Genomic DNA, 19310 nt, shown 5'->3' with positions numbered 1-19310 from the left:
CCGTTTCACGTGAAACCCGGGGAACGCCGGGGGCGCCGGCCCCCGGCGCTCGTAGGAGGGAAAGGCCGGATGTACGTATCGCACCTGCAACTGGCCGACTTCCGGTCCTATGAGTCGGCCCTGCTGGAGCTGGAGCCCGGGGTGAGCACCTTCGTCGGGCCCAACGGGCAGGGCAAGACCAACCTCGTCGAGGCCATCGGCTACGTCGCGACCCTGGGCAGCCACCGGGTCTCGGCCGACGCCCCGCTGGTGCGCCGCGGCGCCGACCGGGCCGTGGTCCGCTGCGCGGTGGTCTCGGGGGAGCGCCGGGCCGTGGTCGAGCTGGAGATCAACCCCGGCAAGGCCAACCGTGCGCGGCTCAACCGCTCCCCCGCCACCCGCCCCCGCGAGGTGCTGGGCGTGCTGCGCACCGTGCTGTTCGCCCCCGAGGACCTGGCCCTGGTCAAGGGCGACCCCGGGGACCGGCGGCGGTTCCTGGACGAGCTGCTGGTGGCCCGCGCCCCACGGCTGGCCGCGGTCCGCTCCGACTACGAGCGGGTGCTCAAGCAGCGCAACGCCCTGCTCAAGTCGGCCTCCGCGCGCTATCTCAAGCGCCAGGAGGTCGACCTGTCCACCCTGGACGTGTGGGACGGCCATCTGGTCGCGGCCGGGGCCGAGCTGCTGGCCGCGCGCCTGGCGCTCACCGCGGAACTGCAGCCGCTCACCGCCAAGGCCTATGCCGAGCTGGCCGGGGCCGACGGCGCCCCGGTCCTGCGCTACCGCTCCTCGGCCGACCCGGACGCCGCCGACCTGCCGGCCGACCGCGAGCACCTGGCCGAGGTGATGCGCGCCGCCCTGGCCGAGGCCCGCCACCAGGAGCTGCAGCGCGGCGTGAGCCTGGTCGGCCCGCACCGCGACGAGCTGGTGCTGGCCCTGGACGACCTGCCCGCCAAGGGGTACGCCAGCCAGGGCGAGTCGTGGTCGTACGCGCTGGCGCTCCGGCTGAGCGCCTTCGAGCTGCTCCGCGCCGACGGGGACGACCCGGTGCTCATCCTCGACGACGTCTTCTCCGAACTGGACGCCGCGCGCCGCCGCCGCCTGGCCGAGCACGTCGCCCACTGCGAGCAGGTTCTGGTCAGCGCGGCCGTGCCGGAGGACATCCCCGAGGAGCTGCGGGGGGCGCGGTTCCGGGTCCGCGAGGGAGGCGTCGAGCGTGACTGACGGCGAGCGGGCCCAGCGCCCGGACCCCGGAGCGGGCGGCGCCCCGGGCGCCCACGGCGCCCACAACGACGGGGCCGCCGGCGGGCAGCACCCCTCCCCCGCTACCGCCAGCGGTATCGACCTGGCCCGCCAGGCGCTGGCACAGGCGCGGGCCGCGGCCAAGGAGCGGGGCGCCGCGCCCGGCCCGCGGCCGCAGCGGCGGCGCGGCGGCCGGATGCGGTCGCGCCGCGACCCCCAGCTCTTCGGGGACGCGGTGCGCTCCTGGCTGTCGGAGCGGGGGTACGCCGAGCAGGTCGCGATCGGCGGGGTCTTCGGCCGGTGGAGCGAGATCGTCGGCGAGTTCAACGCCCAGCACCTGCGCCCGGTCTCCTACGAGGCCGGTGAGCTGGTGGTGGCCGCCGAATCGGCGACCATGGCCGCGCACGCCCGCGCCATGGCCCGGGACCTGATCCGCCGGCTCAACGAGGAGCTGGGGCCGGGCACGGTGCACGCGATCAAGGTGACCGGGCCGGGCCGGGGGCGCGGCCCCGGGCGGCTCCGGGCCAGGTGACCGGCGGGTAGCCGTCGGGTGACGCTGCGCAGGCGCGCCGACCACCCCGCCAACAGTCCTGAAGCGCTCGCGGATTCGTCGGCACGGGGGGACGCGTGTGGGGAGTCGTCTCCCATTCCGTTCGAGCGTTGTGGGGCGCCACAGCGTCTCTGATGCCACTTTCCCGCGGTGCGCGCGGTATCATGGAGGCGGTTCTTCGGACGCTTTCGCCGGTACGGCCCACCCCTGCCGAGGGTGGCGGGATCTCGGGGTGGTGAGCGGGTCCGGCAGGGCGTGCGCGTCCGCCTCCCGGTGCCGACCGTCCCCACCGATCCCCCCTCGCGCGCGGGCGGACCGCGTCCGCAACGGCGTCCCCCAGCAGGAGGGTGTTCCCACTTGGCCTACGATGCTCGATCGATCACGGTTCTGGAAGGGCTCGAGGCGGTACGCAAGCGCCCCGGCATGTACATCGGCTCCACCGGTGAGCGGGGTCTGCACCACCTGGTCTACGAGGTGGTGGACAACTCGGTCGACGAGGCGCTGGCGGGTCACGCCGACGCCATCGAGGTGACCCTGATGGCCGACGGCGGCGTCCGCGTCGCCGACAACGGGCGCGGCATCCCCGTCGACCTCCACCCGGTGGAGAAGCGCCCGGCGCTGGAGCTGGTGCTGTCCACGCTGCACGCGGGCGGCAAGTTCGACGGGAAGTCCTACGCGGTCTCCGGCGGCCTGCACGGCGTGGGCGTGTCCGTGGTCAACGCGCTGTCCACCCGCCTGGAGGCGGAGGTGCGCCGGGACGGCCACGTGTGGCGCCAGCACTACGAGGTGACCCGGCCCACCGCGGACGTGGCCAAGGGCGAGGAGACCGCCGAGACCGGCACCCAGATCACCTTCTGGGCCGACCCGTCGATCTTCGAGACCACCACCTACAGCTTCGAGACGCTGGCCCGCCGCATGCAGGAGATGGCGTTCCTGAACAAGGGGCTGTCCATCACCCTGCGGGACGAGCGGCCGGAGTTCCTGGCCGACGGCCCGGTCGTGCAGACCTTCCACTACGAGGACGGCCTGGTCGACTTCGTCCGGCACATCAACGCCAAGAAGGAGCCGTCGCACGCCTCCATCATCGACTTCGAGGAGGACGGCGAGGGGATCTCGGTCGAGATCGCCATGCAGTGGAACCAGTCCTACACCTCCTCGGTGCACACCTTCGCCAACACCATCAACACGGCGGAGGGCGGCACCCATGAGGAGGGCTTCCGCACGGCGCTCACCTCGGTGGTCAACCGGTACGCGCGTGAGCAGAGGCTGCTGCGGGAGAAGGACGACAACCTCACCGGCGACGACATCCGCGAGGGCCTGACCGCGATCATCTCGGTCAAGCTGGCCGACCCCCAGTTCGAGGGCCAGACCAAGACCAAGCTGGGCAACACCGAGGCCAAGTCCTTCGTGCAGCGGGTCACCCACGAGCACGTGCGCGACTGGTTCGAGCGCAACCCGGGCGAGGCCAAGGACATCGTCTCCAAGGCCAGCCAGGCGGCGCGCGCCCGCATCGCGGCCCGCCAGGCGCGGGACCTGACCCGGCGCAAGACGCTGCTGGAGTCGACCTCGCTGCCCGGCAAGCTGTCGGACTGCCAGTCCGCCGAGCCGGAGAAGTCCGAGGTCTACATCGTCGAGGGCGACTCGGCCGGCGGTTCGGCCAAGGGCGGCCGCGACCCCCTCTACCAGGCGATCCTGCCGATCCGCGGCAAGATCCTGAACGTGGAGAAGTCGCGGATCGACCGGATCCTGAAGAACAACGAGGTCCAGGCGATCATCACCGCCCTGGGCACCGGGATCCACGACGACTTCGACATCGGCAGGCTCCGGTACCACAAGATCATCCTGATGGCCGACGCCGACGTCGACGGCCAGCACATCCGGACGCTGCTGCTCACCCTGCTGTTCCGGTTCATGAAGCCGCTGATCGAGGCGGGCCACGTCTTCCTGGCCATGCCCCCGCTCTACAAGGTCAAGTGGGACACCCGCGGCAACGACGTGGACTACGTCTTCTCCGACCGCGAGCGGGACGAGGTCATCGCCCGCGGGGTCGCCCAGGGCAAGAAGGACCCGCGCCCGCGCGACCTGGTGCAGCGCTTCAAGGGTCTGGGCGAGATGAACGCCAACGAGCTGTGGGAGACCACCATGGACCCGGCCAACCGCCTGCTGCTGCAGGTCACGCTGGACGACGCGGCGCAGGCCGACGAGATGTTCAGCGTGCTGATGGGCGAGGACGTGGAGTCGCGCCGCTCGTTCATCCAGCGCAACGCCCGCGACGTCCGGTTCCTGGACATCTGACCGGGGCGCTCCCCCACAGGCAGGCCCGACAAGTCTCAGCAGAAAGGTTCGACATCCCGTGACGGATGCGAATACCCCGCAGGAACCGGAGCCCGACGAGACCGGCGGCGTCGCCCAGCGGATCGAGCCCGTCGACATCCAGGTCGAGATGCAGCGCAGCTACCTCGACTACGCGATGTCGGTGATCGTCGGCCGTGCCCTGCCCGACGTGCGCGACGGTCTGAAGCCGGTGCACCAGCGGGTGCTGTACGCCATGTACGACGGCGGCTACCGCCCCGACCGCGGCTACTTCAAGTGCGCCCGCGTCGTCGGCGACGTGATGGGCAACTACCACCCGCACGGCGACAGCGCCATCTACGACACCCTGGTCCGGCTGGCCCAGTCCTGGTCGATGCGGATGCCGCTGGTCGACGGCAACGGCAACTTCGGGTCGCCGGGCAACGACCCGGCGGCGGCCATGCGCTACACCGAGTGCAAGCTCGCCCCGCTGGCCATGGAGATGCTGCGGGACATCGAGAAGGACACCGTCGACTTCCGGCCCAACTACGACGGCCGCTCCTCCGAGCCCGAGGTCCTTCCCGCCCGCTTCCCCAACCTGCTGGTGAACGGCTCGGCCGGGATCGCGGTCGGGATGGCCACCAACATCCCGCCGCACAACCTGCGCGAGGTCGCCGACGGCGTCAACTGGTACCTGGACCACCCCGAGACCGACGACGAGGAGCTGCTGGAGGCCCTCATCGCGCGGATCAAGGGCCCGGACTTCCCCACCAGCGGGCAGATCGTGGGCCGCCGCGGCATCGAGGAGGCCTACCGCACCGGCCGCGGCTCGATCACCATGCGCGCGGTGGTGGAGATCGACGAGGACTCCCGCGGCCGCCAGGTGCTCGTCGTCACCGAGCTGCCCTACCAGGTCAACCCGGACAACCTGGCGCTGAAGATCGCCGAGCTGGTCAAGGACGGCCGGGTCACCGGGATCGCCGACGTCCGGGACGAGACCTCCGGGCGCACCGGGCGGCGGCTGGTGGTCGTGCTCAAGCGGGACGCGGTCGCCAAGGTGGTGCTGAACAACCTGTTCAAGCACACCCAGCTGCAGGAGACCTTCGGCGCCAACATGCTGGCCCTGGTCGACGGGGTGCCCCGCACCCTGCGGCTGGACCAGCTCATCCGGCACTGGGTGGCGCACCAGATCGAGGTCGTGGTCCGGCGGACGAAGTTCCTGCTGCGCAAGGCCGAGGAGCGGGCGCACATCCTGCGCGCGCTGCTGCGGGCGATCGACCGGATCGACGACGTCATCGCGCTCATCCGCTCCAGCGCCTCGGCCGACGAGGCCAAGACGGGCCTGATGGAGCTGCTGGACATCGACGACGTGCAGGCGCGCGCGATCCTCGACATGCAGCTGCGCAAGCTGGCCGCCCTGGAGCGCAACCAGCTCACCGCCGAGTACGACGAGCTGATGGCGCAGATCGAGGACTACAACGCGATCCTGGCCTCCCCGGAGCGGCAGCGCTCCATCATCCGCGACGAGCTCGGCGAGATCGTGGAGAAGTACGGCGACGACCGCAAGACGCACATCGTCCCCTTCGAGGGCGACATGCGCATGGAGGACTTCATCGCCGAGGAGGACGTCGCGGTCACCATCACCCGCGGCGGCTACGCCAAGCGCACCCGGCTGGACAACTACCGGGCGCAGAAGCGCGGCGGCAAGGGCGTGCGGGGGGCCCAGCTCAAGCAGGACGACATCGTCCAGCACTTCTTCGTGACCACCACCCACCACTGGATCCTGTTCTTCACGAACAAGGGGCGGGTGTACCGCACGAAGGCCTACGAGCTGCCGGAGGCGGCGCGCGACGCGCGCGGCCAGCACGTGGCCAACATGATGGAGTTCCAGCCGGACGAGGAGATCGCGCAGGTCATGGCGTTGCGCGGGTACGACGTCGCGCCGTACCTGGTGCTGGCCACCCGCGACGGGCTGGTGAAGAAGTCCCGCCTGGAGGACTTCGACTCGGCGCGCTCGGCCGGGATCATCGCGATCAACCTGCGCGAGGGCGATGAGCTGATCGCCGCCCGTCTCGTGTTCCCCACCGACGACCTGCTGCTGATCAGCAGTGACGCACAGGCGATCCGGTTCTCGGCGGCGGACGAGTCGCTGCGCCCGATGGGCCGGGCGACCAGCGGCGTCATCGGGATGCGGTTCACCGAGGACGCGAACCTGCTGAGCATGGACGTGATCCGGGAGACCGACGGTCCCACGGACGTGCTGGTGGCCACCGCGGGCGGGTACGCCAAGCGCACCCCGTCCGACCAGTACCCGGTGCAGAACCGGGGCGGCAAGGGCGTGCTCACCGCCAAGGTGGTGGAGGCGCGCGGCGGCCTGGTCGGCGCGCAGATGGTGCACCCGGAGGAGGACGAGGTCTTCGCGATCACCTCCAACGGCGGGGTGATCCGCACCCGCAGCGCGGAGATCAAGCAGTCGGGGCGCGCCACGATGGGCGTGCGCCTGGTCAACCTCGACAAGGGCAGCCACGTGGTGGCGGTGGCCCGCAACGCCGAGGCCGACGAGGAGGCCCCCGACGACGCCGAGGGCCTGGAGGCCGGGGAGGACGCCGCGGACGCCGCTGAGGGCGGCGCGGACGGTCCGCAGGGCCACGCGGAGGGCGAAGAGGGCCCCGAGTCCTGAGGCTCGCGTAGGGTGCCTTAGAGCGCCTGGAGAACATGTTCGGACCGGCCGCCGCCCCAGCGGCCGGTCCCACCATCCCTCGGCCCGAATTCCACCTGTCTCATGGAAAGTCCAGCGGTAACGTGGCTATGTCGGACAAGACGTCGGAGAAGACGAAGGACGCTTCGGAGGACGTGAAGCGGTCCGAGGCGAAGACGGAGCCCGGCGCCGAGGCGCCCGGGCAGGAGTCGCCGGAGTCCGCGGAGCCGGTGGCCCCGGACGCCCCGGAGAACCCGGAGAAGGAGCCCGAGGGCGCCGACGCGGAGGACGCGCAAAAGGACGCGGCGTCCGAAGGGGCGGAGCCCGAGGCGGAGAAGAAGGAGGCCGGGGAGCCCGCGTCCGGCGCCGAGGCGTCGGACGGCGGCGAGCCCGGCTCGTCGGCCTCCACCTCGTCCGCTTCCGCGTCCTCCACCGCCGCCTCGGCGAAGACGTCCTCCAGCGGTTCCGGTACGACCGGCGGACCGGCCCGTAAGGGCTCGGCGACGACCGCTCCCGCCAAGAAGGGCCCGTCGGCGGGCGCGTCGTCGGGGTCGGCGAAGAAGAGCGGGAAGCCCGCGAACACCGGGGGCTCCGCCGGGAGCGCGAAGAAGCCCGCCGGGAAGTCCGCCTCCGCCGCGAGCGCCGGCGCCGGCGGCGGGAAGGACTCCGGCGAGGGCGGCGACTCCGCCGCGGCGCCGGTGACGGCGTCCGCCGCAGGGGCGGGCGCGGCGGCCGAGGGGTCCGGGAAGGGCTCCTCCGCGGGGTCGGCACCGAAGTTCGAGGCGCGGGAAAGGACGGCCATGGCGGCATCGGGGGCCGGCGGAGGAAAGGCGCCGATCGGGGCGGCGAAGTCGGCTCGCAAGGCGCACCTGAGCGTCAGCAGGGTCGAGCCCTGGTCGGTGATGAAGTTCAGCTTCGTCATCTCGCTGGTGTGCTTCATCATCCTGTTCGTCGCGGTGGCGGTGGTCTACGCGATCCTGTCCGGGCTCGGGGTGTTCGACGCCCTGGCGGACATGCTCACCGCCCTGACCGAGGGCGGCGAGGGCGAAGAGGTCCCGATCGACCCGGCGGGCTGGTTCTCCCCGGCCCGCGTGCTGGGGTACACCGGCCTGATCGGGGCGCTGAACATCATCCTGATCACGGCCCTGTCGACGGTCGGGGCGATGCTGTACAACCTGGCCGCGGACCTGGTCGGCGGCATCGACGTCACCCTGACCGAGTCGGAGTGAGCCGGACGTCCGGGAGCGCCCGGCGGCCCGGCCCCGCCGGGCGCCCGGCACCGGTCCGGGACACCCCCGGGACCCGGTAGGATGAGGAGGAGCGGGCCCTCGCGAGAGGCCCCGCTCCTCCACGCGTCCCGCCTGATCCGGTTCGCCGGAGGGTCCCGGATGCGGTAGAGTTCCATCCGGAACGCGGGCGTATAGCTCAGTCGGTTAGAGCGCATCCCTGATAAGGATGAGGCCCCAGGTTCAAGTCCTGGTACGCCCACACAGTTTGTGCAGTTCAGAGCCTTGTTCTCCACTTCGGAGAGCAGGGCTCTTCCTCTTTTGACCGTCATCTGACGGTGGGACCCCACGGCATCCCCTGTCAGAGCCCGCACTCCCCCGGCACTGAGCGGCGCCGTCCGGACGCCAAGTCGACAACAGATCGAATCGCTATGTCGACTCGACTCTAGCCGACGCTCCCCTGGCCGGTAGCGGCACGCCTAGCAGCTCCAGGGGCTCTGCGGTGACAACCCGTAGGTCCCGCCGTAGCGGAGCAGCCGACAGGGGAACTCACCGCGTTTGGCGAGCCCGTAGGCCGTCGTCCGCTCCATGTGCAGGGCGCGGGCCGCAGCCATCAGGTCGACGGCTGCGGGCAGGTCAAACCGCTGTTGTCTGGTAGGCCTGACGGCTCTCCGTGATGAGCGGACCCGAGTACTTCACTGGCTGGCAACCGGCTTATGGAACCCGCCAGGTGATCTGGAACCTCTGCTCTGGAGGGAGCGAGGGGCGTCCCACTGTCTTTCCCCCCTTGATGAGGTAATGGGATACCAGGAAGTGTGCTTCCTCGGAGACTTCATGCCACGTTTCAGGTGTAACACTCAAGGCTTCACGGAGCAGGCTCTGATCGCTCTCAGCTCGGAGTACCTCAGCCTTTTCCTCTGGAGCGATCGTGTCGTCGGAGTGAAACGTATGGAAGGAGCGAGCTAGCAGATTCGGTTCTGACCGCAAGCGGTGAAGGATCTGGCTATTGCAGTAGTTCATGATCTCGAGGGCCTCCTGCACCTCGTGCTGAGGATCCTGGTAGCCGTATGGCGCTCCTTCGGTCGCACCAACGTAGTCACCCTTCAGTGAGCGAAGAAGTACTCGCAGGAAGAAGTCGACCCCCATCTCGTCGATAGTGCGCTTTGCGACCTCGACCCATGTGTCCTCAGAGATCATGGGGTCGTGCGGGACCGCGAGTGAGCGGTCGATCTCAACGGCGTTGAAAGGGTTGACGATGATTCCTGTGACCATCTCCGGGGTCCATTTCCCGTCGTCTCCACCCCACCCTTCGGTCCGTATGAACTCCTCAGCGGAGAGATAAGCGCCGGTCTCCCCTTCGTTGATCACTCGCCACAGGCGCAGGAGCCGGACAGTCTCCTGCGCCCGGTCCCGAGGCGGATGGCAGTTGTCCGCCAGCACGGAGACTACGGATTTGAGTGTCTCCCAACCGGGCATCCGAAGCAGCTTGATCGTGGTCCGGGCGGCTTCGTGGCTAACGTCCAACAGGTCCTGATCGCTTGCTGTCAGTTTCTCGATGCGTCGGTAGCTGATTCTCCCCGTGGCTCGGTGGAGCTCATCAAGTGCGTCCGCCAGCTCTTGCTTCGCTTCGGGGAGTTCGGAAGAGACAGCCATCTCCGTCGCCACCTTCCAAGGTTCAGTGTCAACTTCTGTCAACAGCTTAGAGCTGACAGGGCCCTGACTGGACGGATCCCACACAAGTCCACGGATGGGCGACCATCTGTGACAAGCGGTTCGGTCAACTGGTGAACATGGTGGGGTTCACCTCTCGAACCTTTGGAGGACACATGCACATCCCCGCCTACGCACTTGATGAGGTCCAGGACTCGGTTCCCTCCGAGCTCAACCGTCAGCAGACAGAAGGCACGCACTGCTGCTTTTGCGACTCGCCGTTTCCCCAACCCCGACTGCGCGTTCCACTCCGATCAACCGAGGGACTGTCTCTCAACGGTTGTCGCCCCTGTCTCACCGCTCTGGTTGCCCGGGCTCGCAGGCGACGGGACTCAAAGCTGACCGAACAGCTGCCCCGACCACGCCTGGAAGACCTGATCCAAGGCCAAGAGGAACGGGAGTACTTGAAGTACCTCATGAACGCGACACTGGCAGCAAAGGCTGCCACTCGACTTCTCGTCGACAAGAATCTCTCGCCGCAGGAAGTCGCTTGGGTAGCTGTCGCTCTTGAGTCAGCCTATGACTGGGCTACGACGGGGAAGGAGCGGTTGCCGTATCTGGCAGACACCCCAGACAACCCGTTTTCTCAGGCCGAGATCCGCCTCTTTTTCGAGATGTCCGATGCCAGAGAGTTCATCGCGCACCGTCTCGTCTACCACGTGCTCAATGAGTCTGCTTCCCCCGAGCCCGAGATATGCGCGGAGATGGAGTGCCCCAACGATTGCTCTGGTCGTCACGAGTTCGACCACATCGACTGCGGCCCCGACGAAATCTTTGAGACCTTGGCCCGCTATGGCGCCGAACTTTCAGAAGAAGGAAGCTGACCATGTGGAACTGGGGCGACATGATGGTCATGTTGATCTCTGCCTTCGGCTGTTTGACTCTGTTTATCTCCCAGGTCAACGAGATCCTGGAAAGGCTTCCTCGGTTGTTCGCCGCATGGCGCAAGGCTGTGGGATCTGTACGAGACCAACAGTGCCAGATCCATGATGAGCCTGAGGGTAACTCTGTCAGTCGGCCGGACGATCTGTGATAGAGACGAGGTTCTGGGCTGAAGCCCCGTTATCCTTCGCTTCAGAGCCTTGCTAATTCACATGAAGAGCAGTTCTCTTTCCGCTTCGGCTGTAGGATCCTCTGGGCTTCACCCCCAGAAGCTTAACCCTGGCATCGATCATGTGCGGGGTCGACAACGGATTAAATCGCTATATCGACTCGACTGCGGCCGGTCGTCCCGGCTCCGGCAGGGGCACGCCTAGAAGCTCCAGGAGATCCGCAGTGGCTACTCGGTAGGTTCCGCCGTAGCGGAGCAGCCGACAGGGGAACTCGTCGCGCCTGACGAGGTCATAGGCCATCGTCCGACCCATGTGCAGCGCACGAGCGGCCGTCATCAGGTGCACCGCGGCTGGCAGGTCGTACAGCTCTCGGATCGTGAAGGCCTTGCTCTCCTCGGTCACTGCTCTCCCGCGCGTTGGTTTCGTCTTCAAGGGGAGTAAGCCTCTATGGCCACAGCTTGTGACAGAATTCTTGATTTGCGTAATGCTATGTCGCTGCCGCTGTTTCGATACTCTCCACGACCTTTGGGGGAAGGACGGCCCGGGCAGGGCTGCTCTCGGGAGAGGAGAGGTAGCTCAACAGCCTTGCAGGCTGCTCTGGGCGGCCGAGGGGGACCGGTTCGACACGGCGCCACCCCCTGGCAGAGGCCGTCTTGATGGCCGTCAGATACATGCTGTTGCTGATGCGCCCCAGGGTCCTGGCGCGCATCAGCAGGGCGGCGAGGGACACCTGCCAGAACCGCTTAAGTTCGAACAGGGTCGACCAGTCGACGGTAGTAGGCAACTGGTGGTAGATGTCCTCGGCGGGCATGAGGAAGGCCGCCGCGAACTGGTGGGCCTGTGTCTCCACCTCCTTGACACCCCAGATCTGCTCACCATGCAGCACAAGGTGGGCGAGTTCGTGCGCGGCGTCGAACCGGGATCGAGCGCGGTCGTTCTTGTCGGTGCCCAGGACGACGACTGGATGGTCGGGGAAGGGCAGGGAGAAAGCGTCAACGTCCGCGCTGTCGAGCGGGAGACGGATCACAGCGATGCCATGCGTCTCCAGAAGCTCGACGACATTGGGGAGCGGGCCTGGGGAGACCCCCCACAGGGAGCGTATCTGGGCAGCGGCCTGCTCGATCTCGGCTGCAGGGGGCTCAAGCCCGCTCACAGGGATCATCGGCACGTCACCTGCGGAGAACCGCCGTGCGGCCGATGCACGGACGGCGAGGTCGTGAGCGACGTGAGCGATCGCTCGGGCGCGTCGGCGGTCGACCACCGAGGTTCGGCGCAGTGATCGGAAGAAGCCCTCATGACTCTCAACCGTCGCTTCACGGAAGAACCTGGGGGGCACCTCCAGGGACTCGGCCAAGACGCCGACAGTCTCTGGGCTCGGGCGTGCCGCACCGCTCTCGAACTGACTGATCGCGGCTGGTGTGAGCCCGGCCATGCGAGCCAGCTGAGCCTGGCTCAGCCTTGCCAACTCGCGGGCGGTTCGAAGTCGAGTGCGCTCGAACGCCTGCGTGGTCATCTCTCCCCTACCTGTCTCTACCTGATCTTGGTCCCCACATCTTGGCGGATCACAGAAGCCACGCCCGCCTTGGGGCACCGCAGGCATGGCGTTACGATTCCAGCGTAGAAGAGCAAGCCGAAAATAGTGCTGCTATATTAAGTAGACTTGGTCGTCGAGGCCGGTCCAGCGGGCCGATCTTCTAGGAGTTGCGGCGCGGGGGCGGTTGAACTGACAGAGCGTTTCCAGATCTTGGCCTTAGACGGCGGAGGTTTCCGCGGCATGTTCTCGGCGGCAGTCCTGACCCGTCTGGAGGAGGACCTCGGGATCCGGATCGTCGATCACTTCGACCTGATCGCGGGTACTTCGACGGGCGGCATCATCGCCCTGGGCCTGGGGCTCGGGCTATCCCCCCGGGAGATCCTCGCCTTCTACACCGAGCACGGTCCGCGGATCTTTCGCGATCGCAGCCGGATGCGTGGCCTTCGGCACCTGTTGCGCGCGAAGTACGGCTCCGGGCCACTGAAGGCAGCGCTCACCGAAGTGTTTGGTGATCGAACCTTCGGTGAGAGCACCAAGCGGATCGTAATCACCTCGTACAACGTTGCTGCTGATGACGTCTACCTCTTCCGAACTCCGCACCTGCCCACCCTGAAGCGCGACTGGCGTGAGAAGGCGGTGAACGTCGCGCTGGCCACCTCCGCCGCACCGACCTATCTGCCCGGGATGGCCTTGGACGGAGCGCGACTCATCGACGGCGGGGTGTGGGCGAACAACCCGAGCATGGTGGCGCTCACCGAGGCTATTGGGCCGCTCTCTGTTCCCCTCAATGCAGTCCGGGTATTCAACCTTGGGACCACGATCGATGTCCGTAGCCGACATCGCCGTCTTGACCACGGTGGTCTGCTGCCTTGGGCGATCGACGCCGTGGAAGTGCTCATGCGCGCGCAGAGCGAGAGCGCCATCAAACAGGTGCGGCACTTCATTGGGAAGAGCAACGTGTTCCGTCTCAATCCGACGGTGCCGACCGGCGCTGTCGCGCTTGACAAGGTCGACATCGAGACCCTCTACGGGCTCGCCGGCCATGTCAGCCGTGACGCCTCGCCAGCTGTTCACCGCATGTTCTGCGATCACCGTGCTCCGGTGTTCGCTCCGCACTTTCCAGCAAGTGAGGGATGACGTGGACTCGCTCAACCAAATGCTGTCGACGCTGCTCGACGGCGCAGTGGAGGTGCTCGATATCTCCCCTGATCTGTACGACACCGCTGTCGAACGCTACGAGGAGGTCGGAACCTGGCTCGCCGAGCACGGCAGCCCGGGGTGGCAGATCTATCCCCAGGGTTCTTTCCGCCTGGGTACCGTAGTCCGCCCCGGCACGCCCGGGGGCGAGTACGACATCGACCTGGTCTGCTGGCTACCACTGCATCACGAGAGCACGACGCAAGAGAAACTCAAGCAGCGGGTCGGCGATCAGTTGACCGCCTACCGCAAGTGGAAGCAGGATCAGGGCGACACCGACGGTCCGGAAAGCCTCGAACCCCGTCGTCGCTGCTGGACCCTTGGGTATCCGGGGTTTCACCTTGACGTACTACCTGCCATCCCCGACGAGGACCATCAGTCCACTGGGATCCGCTTGACGGACAAGGATCTTCGGAAGTGGCAGCGCAGTAACCCGATCGGATACGCGGATTGGTTCCAGCAGCGCTCAGAACTATCTCGCCGGATTCTGGAGAAGCGGCACGCCAATGTCGCAGACGTGCCCACGTGGCCGGTCCGCAGTCCACTGCAGCGCGTCGTGCAGATCCTCAAGTGGCACTGCATGATCACGTTCGCGAAGGACCCCGATAACCGGCCCCCGTCCATCCTCATCACCACGCTCGCTGGACACGCCTACAGTGGCGAGGAGGATCTTTTCACCGCCGTCCGTAGCGTGCTGGACAACATGATGGGCTTCATCGAGAAGCACGACGGTGAGTGGTGGGTGCCTAACCCGGCGCATGAGGAAGAGAACTTTACCGACAAGTGGAATGAGTACCCTGAGCGGCGGCAGGCTTTCCACGCCTGGTTCAACGAGATCGCCATGACCGTGAACGAACTCGCCACCATGGAAGCCAAAGGCCTGGACGTCGTCTTCGAACGCCTGTCCAAGTCCTTCACTCCCGACCCTGTCCGCCGTTCCTACGAACGCTATGCTGCCCGCATAGGTGCAGCCACCGACAACCGGATGGGTGCGACGGGACTGCTTTCCCCGACCGCGACCGGACCCCACAAGACGAAGCACACCTTCTATGGCCAGCATCCCTCTCCGCGCGATTAATCTCGGTCGGCAGCTGGCCTCGATCAAGGCTGTACTTCCTGATGCGCGGGGAACAGTGCGTGGTGGCGAGCTCGTCTGCGCGGTCGACCTGCAACCCACCCCCGCCAGCAGGCGCTACACGGTACGGGTCACCTACCGACACCGGCGACAACCGCGCGTAACCGTCACCGACCCGCCTCTGACCCTGCATCCACGCGCCACGACCCTGCCGCATGTCTATCCCGATGGTGACCTATGTCTGTACCTGCCGGGGGAGTGGAAGGAGGACATGCTTCTTTCACACACGATCCTGCCGTGGGCTTCGGAATGGCTCCTCCATTACGAACTGTGGCGGGTTATGGGACGCTGGTCTGGCACCGGCCACGACTGCGCCGTGCCATCGCTCACCGAGTCCGCCGATGAGGGTTAGGCGCAGCTTTTTGAACAGGTATGACTGCGGAGCCACGGCGGATCAAGCCCTGCCGAGTCGATAAATCCACCTGTCGGTAGTTGGCCGAATCATCTCCTGCGCATGGTGTGCTTCAGACGGACACTCGACTCATGGCCACCATCGAGCAACTGCTCCACAGGCGCAATGACCTGTCCACGTTCCTTGTCCACCTGAGTCGCGATGATGATGACTCCAAGACAGATGCCCGCGACAACCTGCTCTCGATCCTGGGGGCACGGAAGATCATGGCGGCCAAGTGCTTCGGCGAAGCCAGGGAACTTGCCACACAGAGCGAAAAGATCGCCGCCACACAGCGCGTAGTCTGCTTCACTGAAACCCCCCCTTGAGCACATCTGGATGATGTGTGAGCACATCCCGGACCGGGGCGTGGGGCTCAAGGGATACGGCCTGGCCATCACGAAAAGCTACGCACGCAGCCGTGGGGTGAACCCCGTCTGGTACTTGGACCAGACTCCGTTGGCCAGCGCAGGGACATGGCTCACGAAGTCCGTGAAAGCCCTGGTCGAGGAGGCTGAAGCTAAGGCGTTGGAGGCCAGCGCTGAGTCTGGATCGGACTACTTTGAGCATCTGGCGAAATCCGAGATCCTTCGGTTGACGCCATTCATCGAAGCCATGGGCACATACAACGTACGTCGAGAGTTCTGGTGGGAGCGCGAGTGGAGGCACGTCGGTGACTTCGAGTTCCTTGCGCCCAGTGACATCGTGGTCGCCTTCGTGCCAGAGCGAGACCACGGAGAGTTCCGCGCAGTTTTGACGGGATACGTTGAGCATCTCCTAGAGGAAGAGGATCCCTTTGTTACTGGTAGCGGAGCGGAACCCCTCGACACGGACTACTACACGAACCTAGTCCTCGTGGATGTCACCTGGAGCCTTGAGCACATGATCGCCACGATCGCGGGCGCAAGGGCCGGATAACCGCATCCTCGCCAAGGTTGTCTCCCATTCCACTCCTGGGACGCCGCACCCGATCATCTCGCAGACGAGTGGGACGGCGGGTAGTAGATGCCCGCGAACTGCTCAATGACGCTGTCCACGACGTCACGGGGCTCGTCGCGATACTCGCGGTTGCCCGCTGGTCCCTCCCAGAACCACCAGCGGCCGTTCCATGCGACGACGACCCGGTCACGGAGGTACGGGTCGTTGACGACCAACAACTCACCCTCGCGGTATGTCAAGAGCCGTCGCGACTGGAAGGCGTGTTGGAGGACTTGGAGGTAGGTGACGCGGGGGTCTTCCATGGGTTCCATGCCGACAGTGAGCCTTTTTCATCCTGAAGGTGCTGGTCACAGGCTCGCACCGACTACCCGAAACCTCCCCTGACAGCAAGAAGCCCCTGGTAGATGAGTTAACGACCAAGAAAACCAGCCCACCAGAGGCTCCACATGCTGTTCTACCGCGCCTGCCTGCCCCTGTCACGCCGAACCTTGAACCTGGCCGCCCGCACCATCCGCACCCACCGCAAGAACACCGGTTCCCGATGGCGACGCCTGGACCCCGCACAGCAGGCCCTGCTCGTGCTGGTCCATCTGTACAAGGGCGAGACATTCACCCACCTCGCGGCCGGTTTCGGGGTGGGCACCACGACCGCCTGGCGGTACGTGCGCGAGACCACGGCACTGCTCGCGAAGCTGGCACCCACCCTGAAGCAGGGATTGCGCCGCGCACGCCGCACAGGGTGGGGGTATGTGATCGTGGACGGCACGCTCATCGCCTGCGACCGCGTCGCGGCCGACCGCCCCTTCTATTCCGGCAAGCACAAGCAGCACGGCATGAACATCCAGGTCGTCGCGGCCCCGGACGGAGAACCCCTCTGGACATCGTGGTCACTCCTGGGCTCGGTACACGACACCAGAGCCGCACGGGTATGGAGGATCGCCGAGCGCATCGCTGCCGCGGGGCTCCTCGGCTTGGGTGACAAGGGGTACGTGGGGCTCTCGGACGTGGTGTTCTGCCCGTTCAAGGGCTGGGACAAGCCGCAGTGGAAGAAGGACGCCAACTCCGAGCACGCCAAGCTCCGCTCACCTGGCGAGCGGGCCATCGCCCAACTCAAGAACTGGGACGCCCTACGCCGGCTGCGGTGCTGCCCGCACCGGGCAGGAGAGATCGCCCGAGCCGTGCTCGCCCTCCAACTCCGAGAAGCAGGATGAAAAACGCTCAGTGTCACGCGCTGGAAGGTGCCTAGTGAAGGGCCGTCTACAGGGGCCGTCACGCTTTCCACGCTGCTAGATTTTTCTAGAACCTCTGCGCCATCACTAGAAATCGTGCTGTCATGGCTGTCATGCCCCCTGACAAAGAGGCCGTTGTCCGCTATGGGCGAGAGCTGCGCACCCTGCGCGACGAAACCGGCATGACGCAGACTGCACTAGCAAGAGCGACGAACACCAGCAAGAGCACCATCTCCGCCGTTGAGCGCGGTCTCACCGCGCCTACCACGCGTCTCCGTGAGGCCCTCGACTCCGCGCTCGGCACCGAACACCTTGCGCGTGTGTGGGAAGAGCTGACAGGAGACGGCCGTGAGGCCTGGAAGGCGGAAGTCGCGGAGCTGGTCGACACGTCGAGCGCGGTCTACGAATACCTCGTGCTGGTGTGGCCCGCTCACCTCCAGACCGAACAGTACGCGCAGGCGCTGATCCGGCACGGTGCCCAGTGGCTGACCGACGACGAGGTGGCAGCGCAGGCGAGCAACCGCGCAAAGCGTGCCACGAGGCTGACGGAGAGCCCGCGCCCGAAGCTGTGGATAGTGATGGATGAGGCATTGCTCTACCGCCGCTACGGCAGCACAGAGACCACACGTGATCAGCTGGCGTCCGTGATCGACCTTGTTGAGCGAGACCGGATCACCGTGCAGCTCCTGCCCATGAACGCGGCGAAGCATCCCGGCACCAGCGGCGCCTTTAAGCTCATTACGACGGAGACACTCCCAGACGTGTTGTTCGCGGAGAGTGCGCGCGAGGGGCAGCTCGTGACCAACTCGGCGGAGGTCACGAACTGGAGGATGCAGTTCGCTGCCCTCCAGAGTTCGGCGATCGGCCCGAGTGAGACCCTGGCGATGATGAAGGCGGAGCTTAGGAAGATGGATCATGAGTGAACCCATGTGGCACAAGAGCACTTACTCGGACGGTGGCGCGAACTGCGTGGAGGTCCGCGAGCACGCGACGGGTGCTGACGTGCGCGACACCCAGAACCGGGACGCCGGCCACTTGGAGTTCCCCTCCGACCAGTGGGCCGCCCTCATCGCGCGGGTGCGCGTCGACCTGTAGGCAGCGGTTGGGGGCCTCTTCGGTCTCGTCACTTACATACTGCCGTCATCCACAGCCGCGGAGCGCGTGAGGATGGACTGTCTTAGTCACTCTCTCCCGGCCGTGGACGTCGCACCTGCTTGTTGTTCCATAGGACTAGACGGGTTCTGCCCGCACCGAGTGTCTGAGCATCAGAGGTGCCAGTGAGCAGGCGCAGGCCATCCGAGATCCCTCTCCGCAACCAGTTCAGGATCATCTGTACCGACCGTGGACAGCACAGCGCTGTTGAGATCGTGGTGTTGACGGACAACCGCGACTCCCCGACGGACGAGCGCTTCAGAGAGCTTCACGAGCACTTGGGGCGCTTCTCTCCGCAGCCGGTAGACGACCCCGTGCAGAACATGGAACCGGAGCACGTCCGGCGTTCCATCACGCAGAGCAGAAGCAGCTTTCGGATCGCCACTAGCAAACGGGCGTTCATCCTCAGCCGCTCTATACGGCTGATCCCCACGCCGGACGGCGGTAAGAAGCTCCGTCTGGAGTGCCCGAGGTGCGGCCGGGATGAGCAACTCGGCGCGGAGCGGCTGGACAGACTGGCAGACGCCATGATGAAGGCGACTCAACGGCTGAGGAATGTCGGAGTAGACATGTCCCGCCTTGCTGGCTATCTTGAAAGTCAGTAGCGGAGCAGTAGGCCGGTCGAGTGCGAGCGGCCGATCACACCTCGCACATCCGTGGCTCTCAGTAGGAGCCCTTGGTTTTCATGTCCAAGGAGCTCTACCGCAGATGTTCACTCACCTCGCGCTCGTCGCCTGCAGGGCCCTCGAACTTGTCGAGCGGGCCATTGAGGACGAGTACAAGACCCGTCGTCTCGCCGCCCTCGTCCTCATTGTCGTGCTCGCGCTCGTCGCTCTGAACGTCACCGATCCCAGCCCGACTGACTCCGAGTCCCTTCTCCGCAAGGCGGGGGCCTGGATCGCGCAGACCACGACCCAGGCCCTGGAGAACCGCTAGTGTCCTGAGTCGTTAATTCGTGTGCAGTAGGCAGCGAGGGTTTCGATGATC

At 66.4% G+C, this 19310-nt stretch carries 22 protein-coding genes and 1 tRNA gene; 18 read left to right on the top strand and 5 right to left on the bottom strand.

Features of this window, described 5'->3' with window-relative positions; translation table 11 throughout:
- Positions 1-69 precede the first annotated feature (69 nt).
- The 6 genes from recF (at position 70) to O4U47_RS26120 (ending at position 8246) form a co-directional block, all read left to right on the top strand.
- Positions 70-1200 (top strand): DNA replication/repair protein RecF, encoded by a 1131-nt coding sequence (gene recF / locus O4U47_RS26145; protein WP_270680637.1) that lies wholly within the window; start codon positions 70-72, stop codon positions 1198-1200.
- Positions 1201-1315: 115 nt separating this feature from the next.
- On the top strand, positions 1316-1750 hold the full coding sequence (locus O4U47_RS26140; protein ID WP_270680654.1) for a DciA family protein: 435 nt from the start codon (positions 1316-1318) through the stop codon (positions 1748-1750).
- Positions 1751-2125: 375 nt separating this feature from the next.
- Positions 2126-4063 (top strand): DNA topoisomerase (ATP-hydrolyzing) subunit B, encoded by a 1938-nt coding sequence (gene gyrB / locus O4U47_RS26135; protein ID WP_270680636.1) that lies wholly within the window; start codon positions 2126-2128, stop codon positions 4061-4063.
- Positions 4064-4121: 58 nt separating this feature from the next.
- Positions 4122-6740, top strand: a complete 2619-nt coding sequence (gene gyrA, locus O4U47_RS26130; RefSeq protein ID WP_270680635.1) for a DNA gyrase subunit A — start codon at positions 4122-4124, stop codon at positions 6738-6740.
- 716 nt (positions 6741-7456) lie between these two features.
- A complete protein-coding gene (locus tag O4U47_RS26125; RefSeq protein WP_270680653.1) occupies positions 7457-7987 on the top strand; it encodes a DUF3566 domain-containing protein in 531 nt (176 codons plus the stop codon).
- Between the two features lie 185 nt (positions 7988-8172).
- Positions 8173-8246, top strand: a tRNA-Ile gene (locus tag O4U47_RS26120).
- A gap of 217 nt (positions 8247-8463) precedes the next feature.
- Here O4U47_RS26120 and O4U47_RS26115 read toward each other — a convergent pair.
- A complete protein-coding gene (locus tag O4U47_RS26115) occupies positions 8464-8598 on the bottom strand; it encodes a hypothetical protein (protein ID WP_270680634.1) in 135 nt (44 codons plus the stop codon).
- Between the two features lie 100 nt (positions 8599-8698).
- Positions 8699-9649, bottom strand: coding sequence for a hypothetical protein (locus O4U47_RS26110; RefSeq protein WP_270680633.1), 951 nt, complete (start codon positions 9647-9649; stop codon positions 8699-8701).
- 449 nt (positions 9650-10098) lie between these two features.
- Between O4U47_RS26110 and O4U47_RS26105 the strand changes: the two genes are divergently transcribed.
- A complete protein-coding gene (locus tag O4U47_RS26105; protein WP_270680632.1) occupies positions 10099-10518 on the top strand; it encodes a hypothetical protein in 420 nt (139 codons plus the stop codon).
- 2 nt (positions 10519-10520) lie between these two features.
- Positions 10521-10727 (top strand): hypothetical protein, encoded by a 207-nt coding sequence (locus O4U47_RS26100; protein ID WP_270680631.1) that lies wholly within the window; start codon positions 10521-10523, stop codon positions 10725-10727.
- 169 nt (positions 10728-10896) lie between these two features.
- On the opposite strand, the gene O4U47_RS26095 is transcribed toward O4U47_RS26100, so the two are convergent.
- A complete protein-coding gene (locus O4U47_RS26095; protein ID WP_270680630.1) occupies positions 10897-11148 on the bottom strand; it encodes a MerR family transcriptional regulator in 252 nt (83 codons plus the stop codon).
- A gap of 85 nt (positions 11149-11233) precedes the next feature.
- Positions 11234-12259, bottom strand: coding sequence for a helix-turn-helix domain-containing protein (locus O4U47_RS26090; RefSeq protein WP_270680629.1), 1026 nt, complete (start codon positions 12257-12259; stop codon positions 11234-11236).
- A gap of 147 nt (positions 12260-12406) precedes the next feature.
- On the opposite strand from O4U47_RS26090, the gene O4U47_RS26085 reads away from it, so the two are divergent.
- From O4U47_RS26085 to O4U47_RS26065, 5 genes are all read left to right on the top strand, one after another.
- Entirely contained in the window at positions 12407-13417 is a 1011-nt protein-coding gene (locus O4U47_RS26085) for a CBASS cGAMP-activated phospholipase (RefSeq protein WP_270680628.1), read from the top strand.
- Position 13418: 1 nt separating this feature from the next.
- Positions 13419-14555, top strand: coding sequence for a nucleotidyltransferase domain-containing protein (locus tag O4U47_RS26080; protein ID WP_270680627.1), 1137 nt, complete (start codon positions 13419-13421; stop codon positions 14553-14555).
- Positions 14527-14964 carry a hypothetical protein gene (locus tag O4U47_RS26075; RefSeq protein WP_270680626.1) on the top strand — a complete coding sequence of 146 codons (438 nt, stop codon included), beginning with the start codon at positions 14527-14529 and terminating at the stop codon, positions 14962-14964. Before O4U47_RS26080 ends, O4U47_RS26075 begins: the two co-directional genes overlap by 29 nt.
- A gap of 131 nt (positions 14965-15095) precedes the next feature.
- Complete coding sequence (locus O4U47_RS26070; RefSeq protein ID WP_270680625.1) at positions 15096-15332, top strand: hypothetical protein; 237 nt, start codon at positions 15096-15098, stop codon at positions 15330-15332.
- A gap of 40 nt (positions 15333-15372) precedes the next feature.
- Entirely contained in the window at positions 15373-15921 is a 549-nt protein-coding gene (locus O4U47_RS26065) for an abortive infection system antitoxin AbiGi family protein (protein WP_270680624.1), read from the top strand.
- Between the two features lie 53 nt (positions 15922-15974).
- Here O4U47_RS26065 and O4U47_RS26060 read toward each other — a convergent pair whose 3' ends face one another.
- Complete coding sequence (locus O4U47_RS26060; RefSeq protein ID WP_270680623.1) at positions 15975-16253, bottom strand: hypothetical protein; 279 nt, start codon at positions 16251-16253, stop codon at positions 15975-15977.
- Positions 16254-16388: 135 nt separating this feature from the next.
- On the opposite strand from O4U47_RS26060, the gene O4U47_RS26055 reads away from it, so the two are divergent.
- The 5 genes from O4U47_RS26055 to O4U47_RS26035 all read left to right on the top strand — a co-directional run bounded on the left by O4U47_RS26055 (position 16389) and on the right by O4U47_RS26035 (position 19259).
- A complete protein-coding gene (locus O4U47_RS26055) occupies positions 16389-17153 on the top strand; it encodes a transposase family protein (RefSeq protein WP_270680622.1) in 765 nt (254 codons plus the stop codon).
- 122 nt (positions 17154-17275) lie between these two features.
- Positions 17276-18094 carry a helix-turn-helix domain-containing protein gene (locus O4U47_RS26050; RefSeq protein WP_270680621.1) on the top strand — a complete coding sequence of 273 codons (819 nt, stop codon included), beginning with the start codon at positions 17276-17278 and terminating at the stop codon, positions 18092-18094.
- Positions 18087-18266: a DUF397 domain-containing protein gene (locus O4U47_RS26045; RefSeq protein WP_270680620.1), complete on the top strand. Its 180-nt coding sequence runs from the start codon at positions 18087-18089 to the stop codon at positions 18264-18266. The genes O4U47_RS26050 and O4U47_RS26045 overlap by 8 nt, the downstream gene beginning before the upstream one ends.
- Positions 18267-18448: 182 nt before the next feature.
- The gene (locus tag O4U47_RS26040; protein WP_270680619.1) at positions 18449-18928 is read left to right on the top strand and encodes a hypothetical protein; all 480 of its coding nucleotides are present in this window, start codon (positions 18449-18451) and stop codon (positions 18926-18928) included.
- 103 nt (positions 18929-19031) lie between these two features.
- On the top strand, positions 19032-19259 hold the full coding sequence (locus tag O4U47_RS26035) for a hypothetical protein (RefSeq protein WP_270680618.1): 228 nt from the start codon (positions 19032-19034) through the stop codon (positions 19257-19259).
- The last annotated feature ends 51 nt before the right edge of the window (positions 19260-19310 follow it).

Source organism: Nocardiopsis suaedae (assembly GCF_027706745.1).
Classification (GTDB): Bacteria; Actinomycetota; Actinomycetes; order Streptosporangiales; family Streptosporangiaceae; genus Nocardiopsis_A; species Nocardiopsis_A suaedae.
The sequence above is the reverse complement of the archived record's forward strand: the minus strand, read 5'-3'. Positions and strand labels throughout refer to the sequence as shown.

Excerpts from the sequence above, each read along its gene's own strand:
- O4U47_RS26045 (WP_270680620.1), top strand. The coding sequence starts at position 18,087 with ATGAGTGAACCCATGTGGCACAAGAGCACTTACTCGGACGGTGGCGCG.
- O4U47_RS26070 (WP_270680625.1), top strand. The coding sequence starts at position 15,096 with ATGGCCACCATCGAGCAACTGCTCCACAGGCGCAATGACCTGTCCACG.
- O4U47_RS26060 (WP_270680623.1), bottom strand. The coding sequence starts at position 16,253 with ATGGAACCCATGGAAGACCCCCGCGTCACCTACCTCCAAGTCCTCCAA.
- O4U47_RS26115 (WP_270680634.1), bottom strand. The coding sequence starts at position 8,598 with ATGGCTGCGGCCCGCGCCCTGCACATGGAGCGGACGACGGCCTACGGG.
- O4U47_RS26090 (WP_270680629.1), bottom strand. The coding sequence starts at position 12,259 with ATGACCACGCAGGCGTTCGAGCGCACTCGACTTCGAACCGCCCGCGAG.
- O4U47_RS26100 (WP_270680631.1), top strand. The coding sequence starts at position 10,521 with ATGTGGAACTGGGGCGACATGATGGTCATGTTGATCTCTGCCTTCGGC.
- O4U47_RS26035 (WP_270680618.1), top strand. The coding sequence starts at position 19,032 with ATGTTCACTCACCTCGCGCTCGTCGCCTGCAGGGCCCTCGAACTTGTC.
- recF (WP_270680637.1), top strand. The coding sequence starts at position 70 with ATGTACGTATCGCACCTGCAACTGGCCGACTTCCGGTCCTATGAGTCG.
- O4U47_RS26055 (WP_270680622.1), top strand. The coding sequence starts at position 16,389 with ATGCTGTTCTACCGCGCCTGCCTGCCCCTGTCACGCCGAACCTTGAAC.
- O4U47_RS26075 (WP_270680626.1), top strand. The coding sequence starts at position 14,527 with ATGGCCAGCATCCCTCTCCGCGCGATTAATCTCGGTCGGCAGCTGGCC.
- O4U47_RS26050 (WP_270680621.1), top strand. The coding sequence starts at position 17,276 with ATGGCTGTCATGCCCCCTGACAAAGAGGCCGTTGTCCGCTATGGGCGA.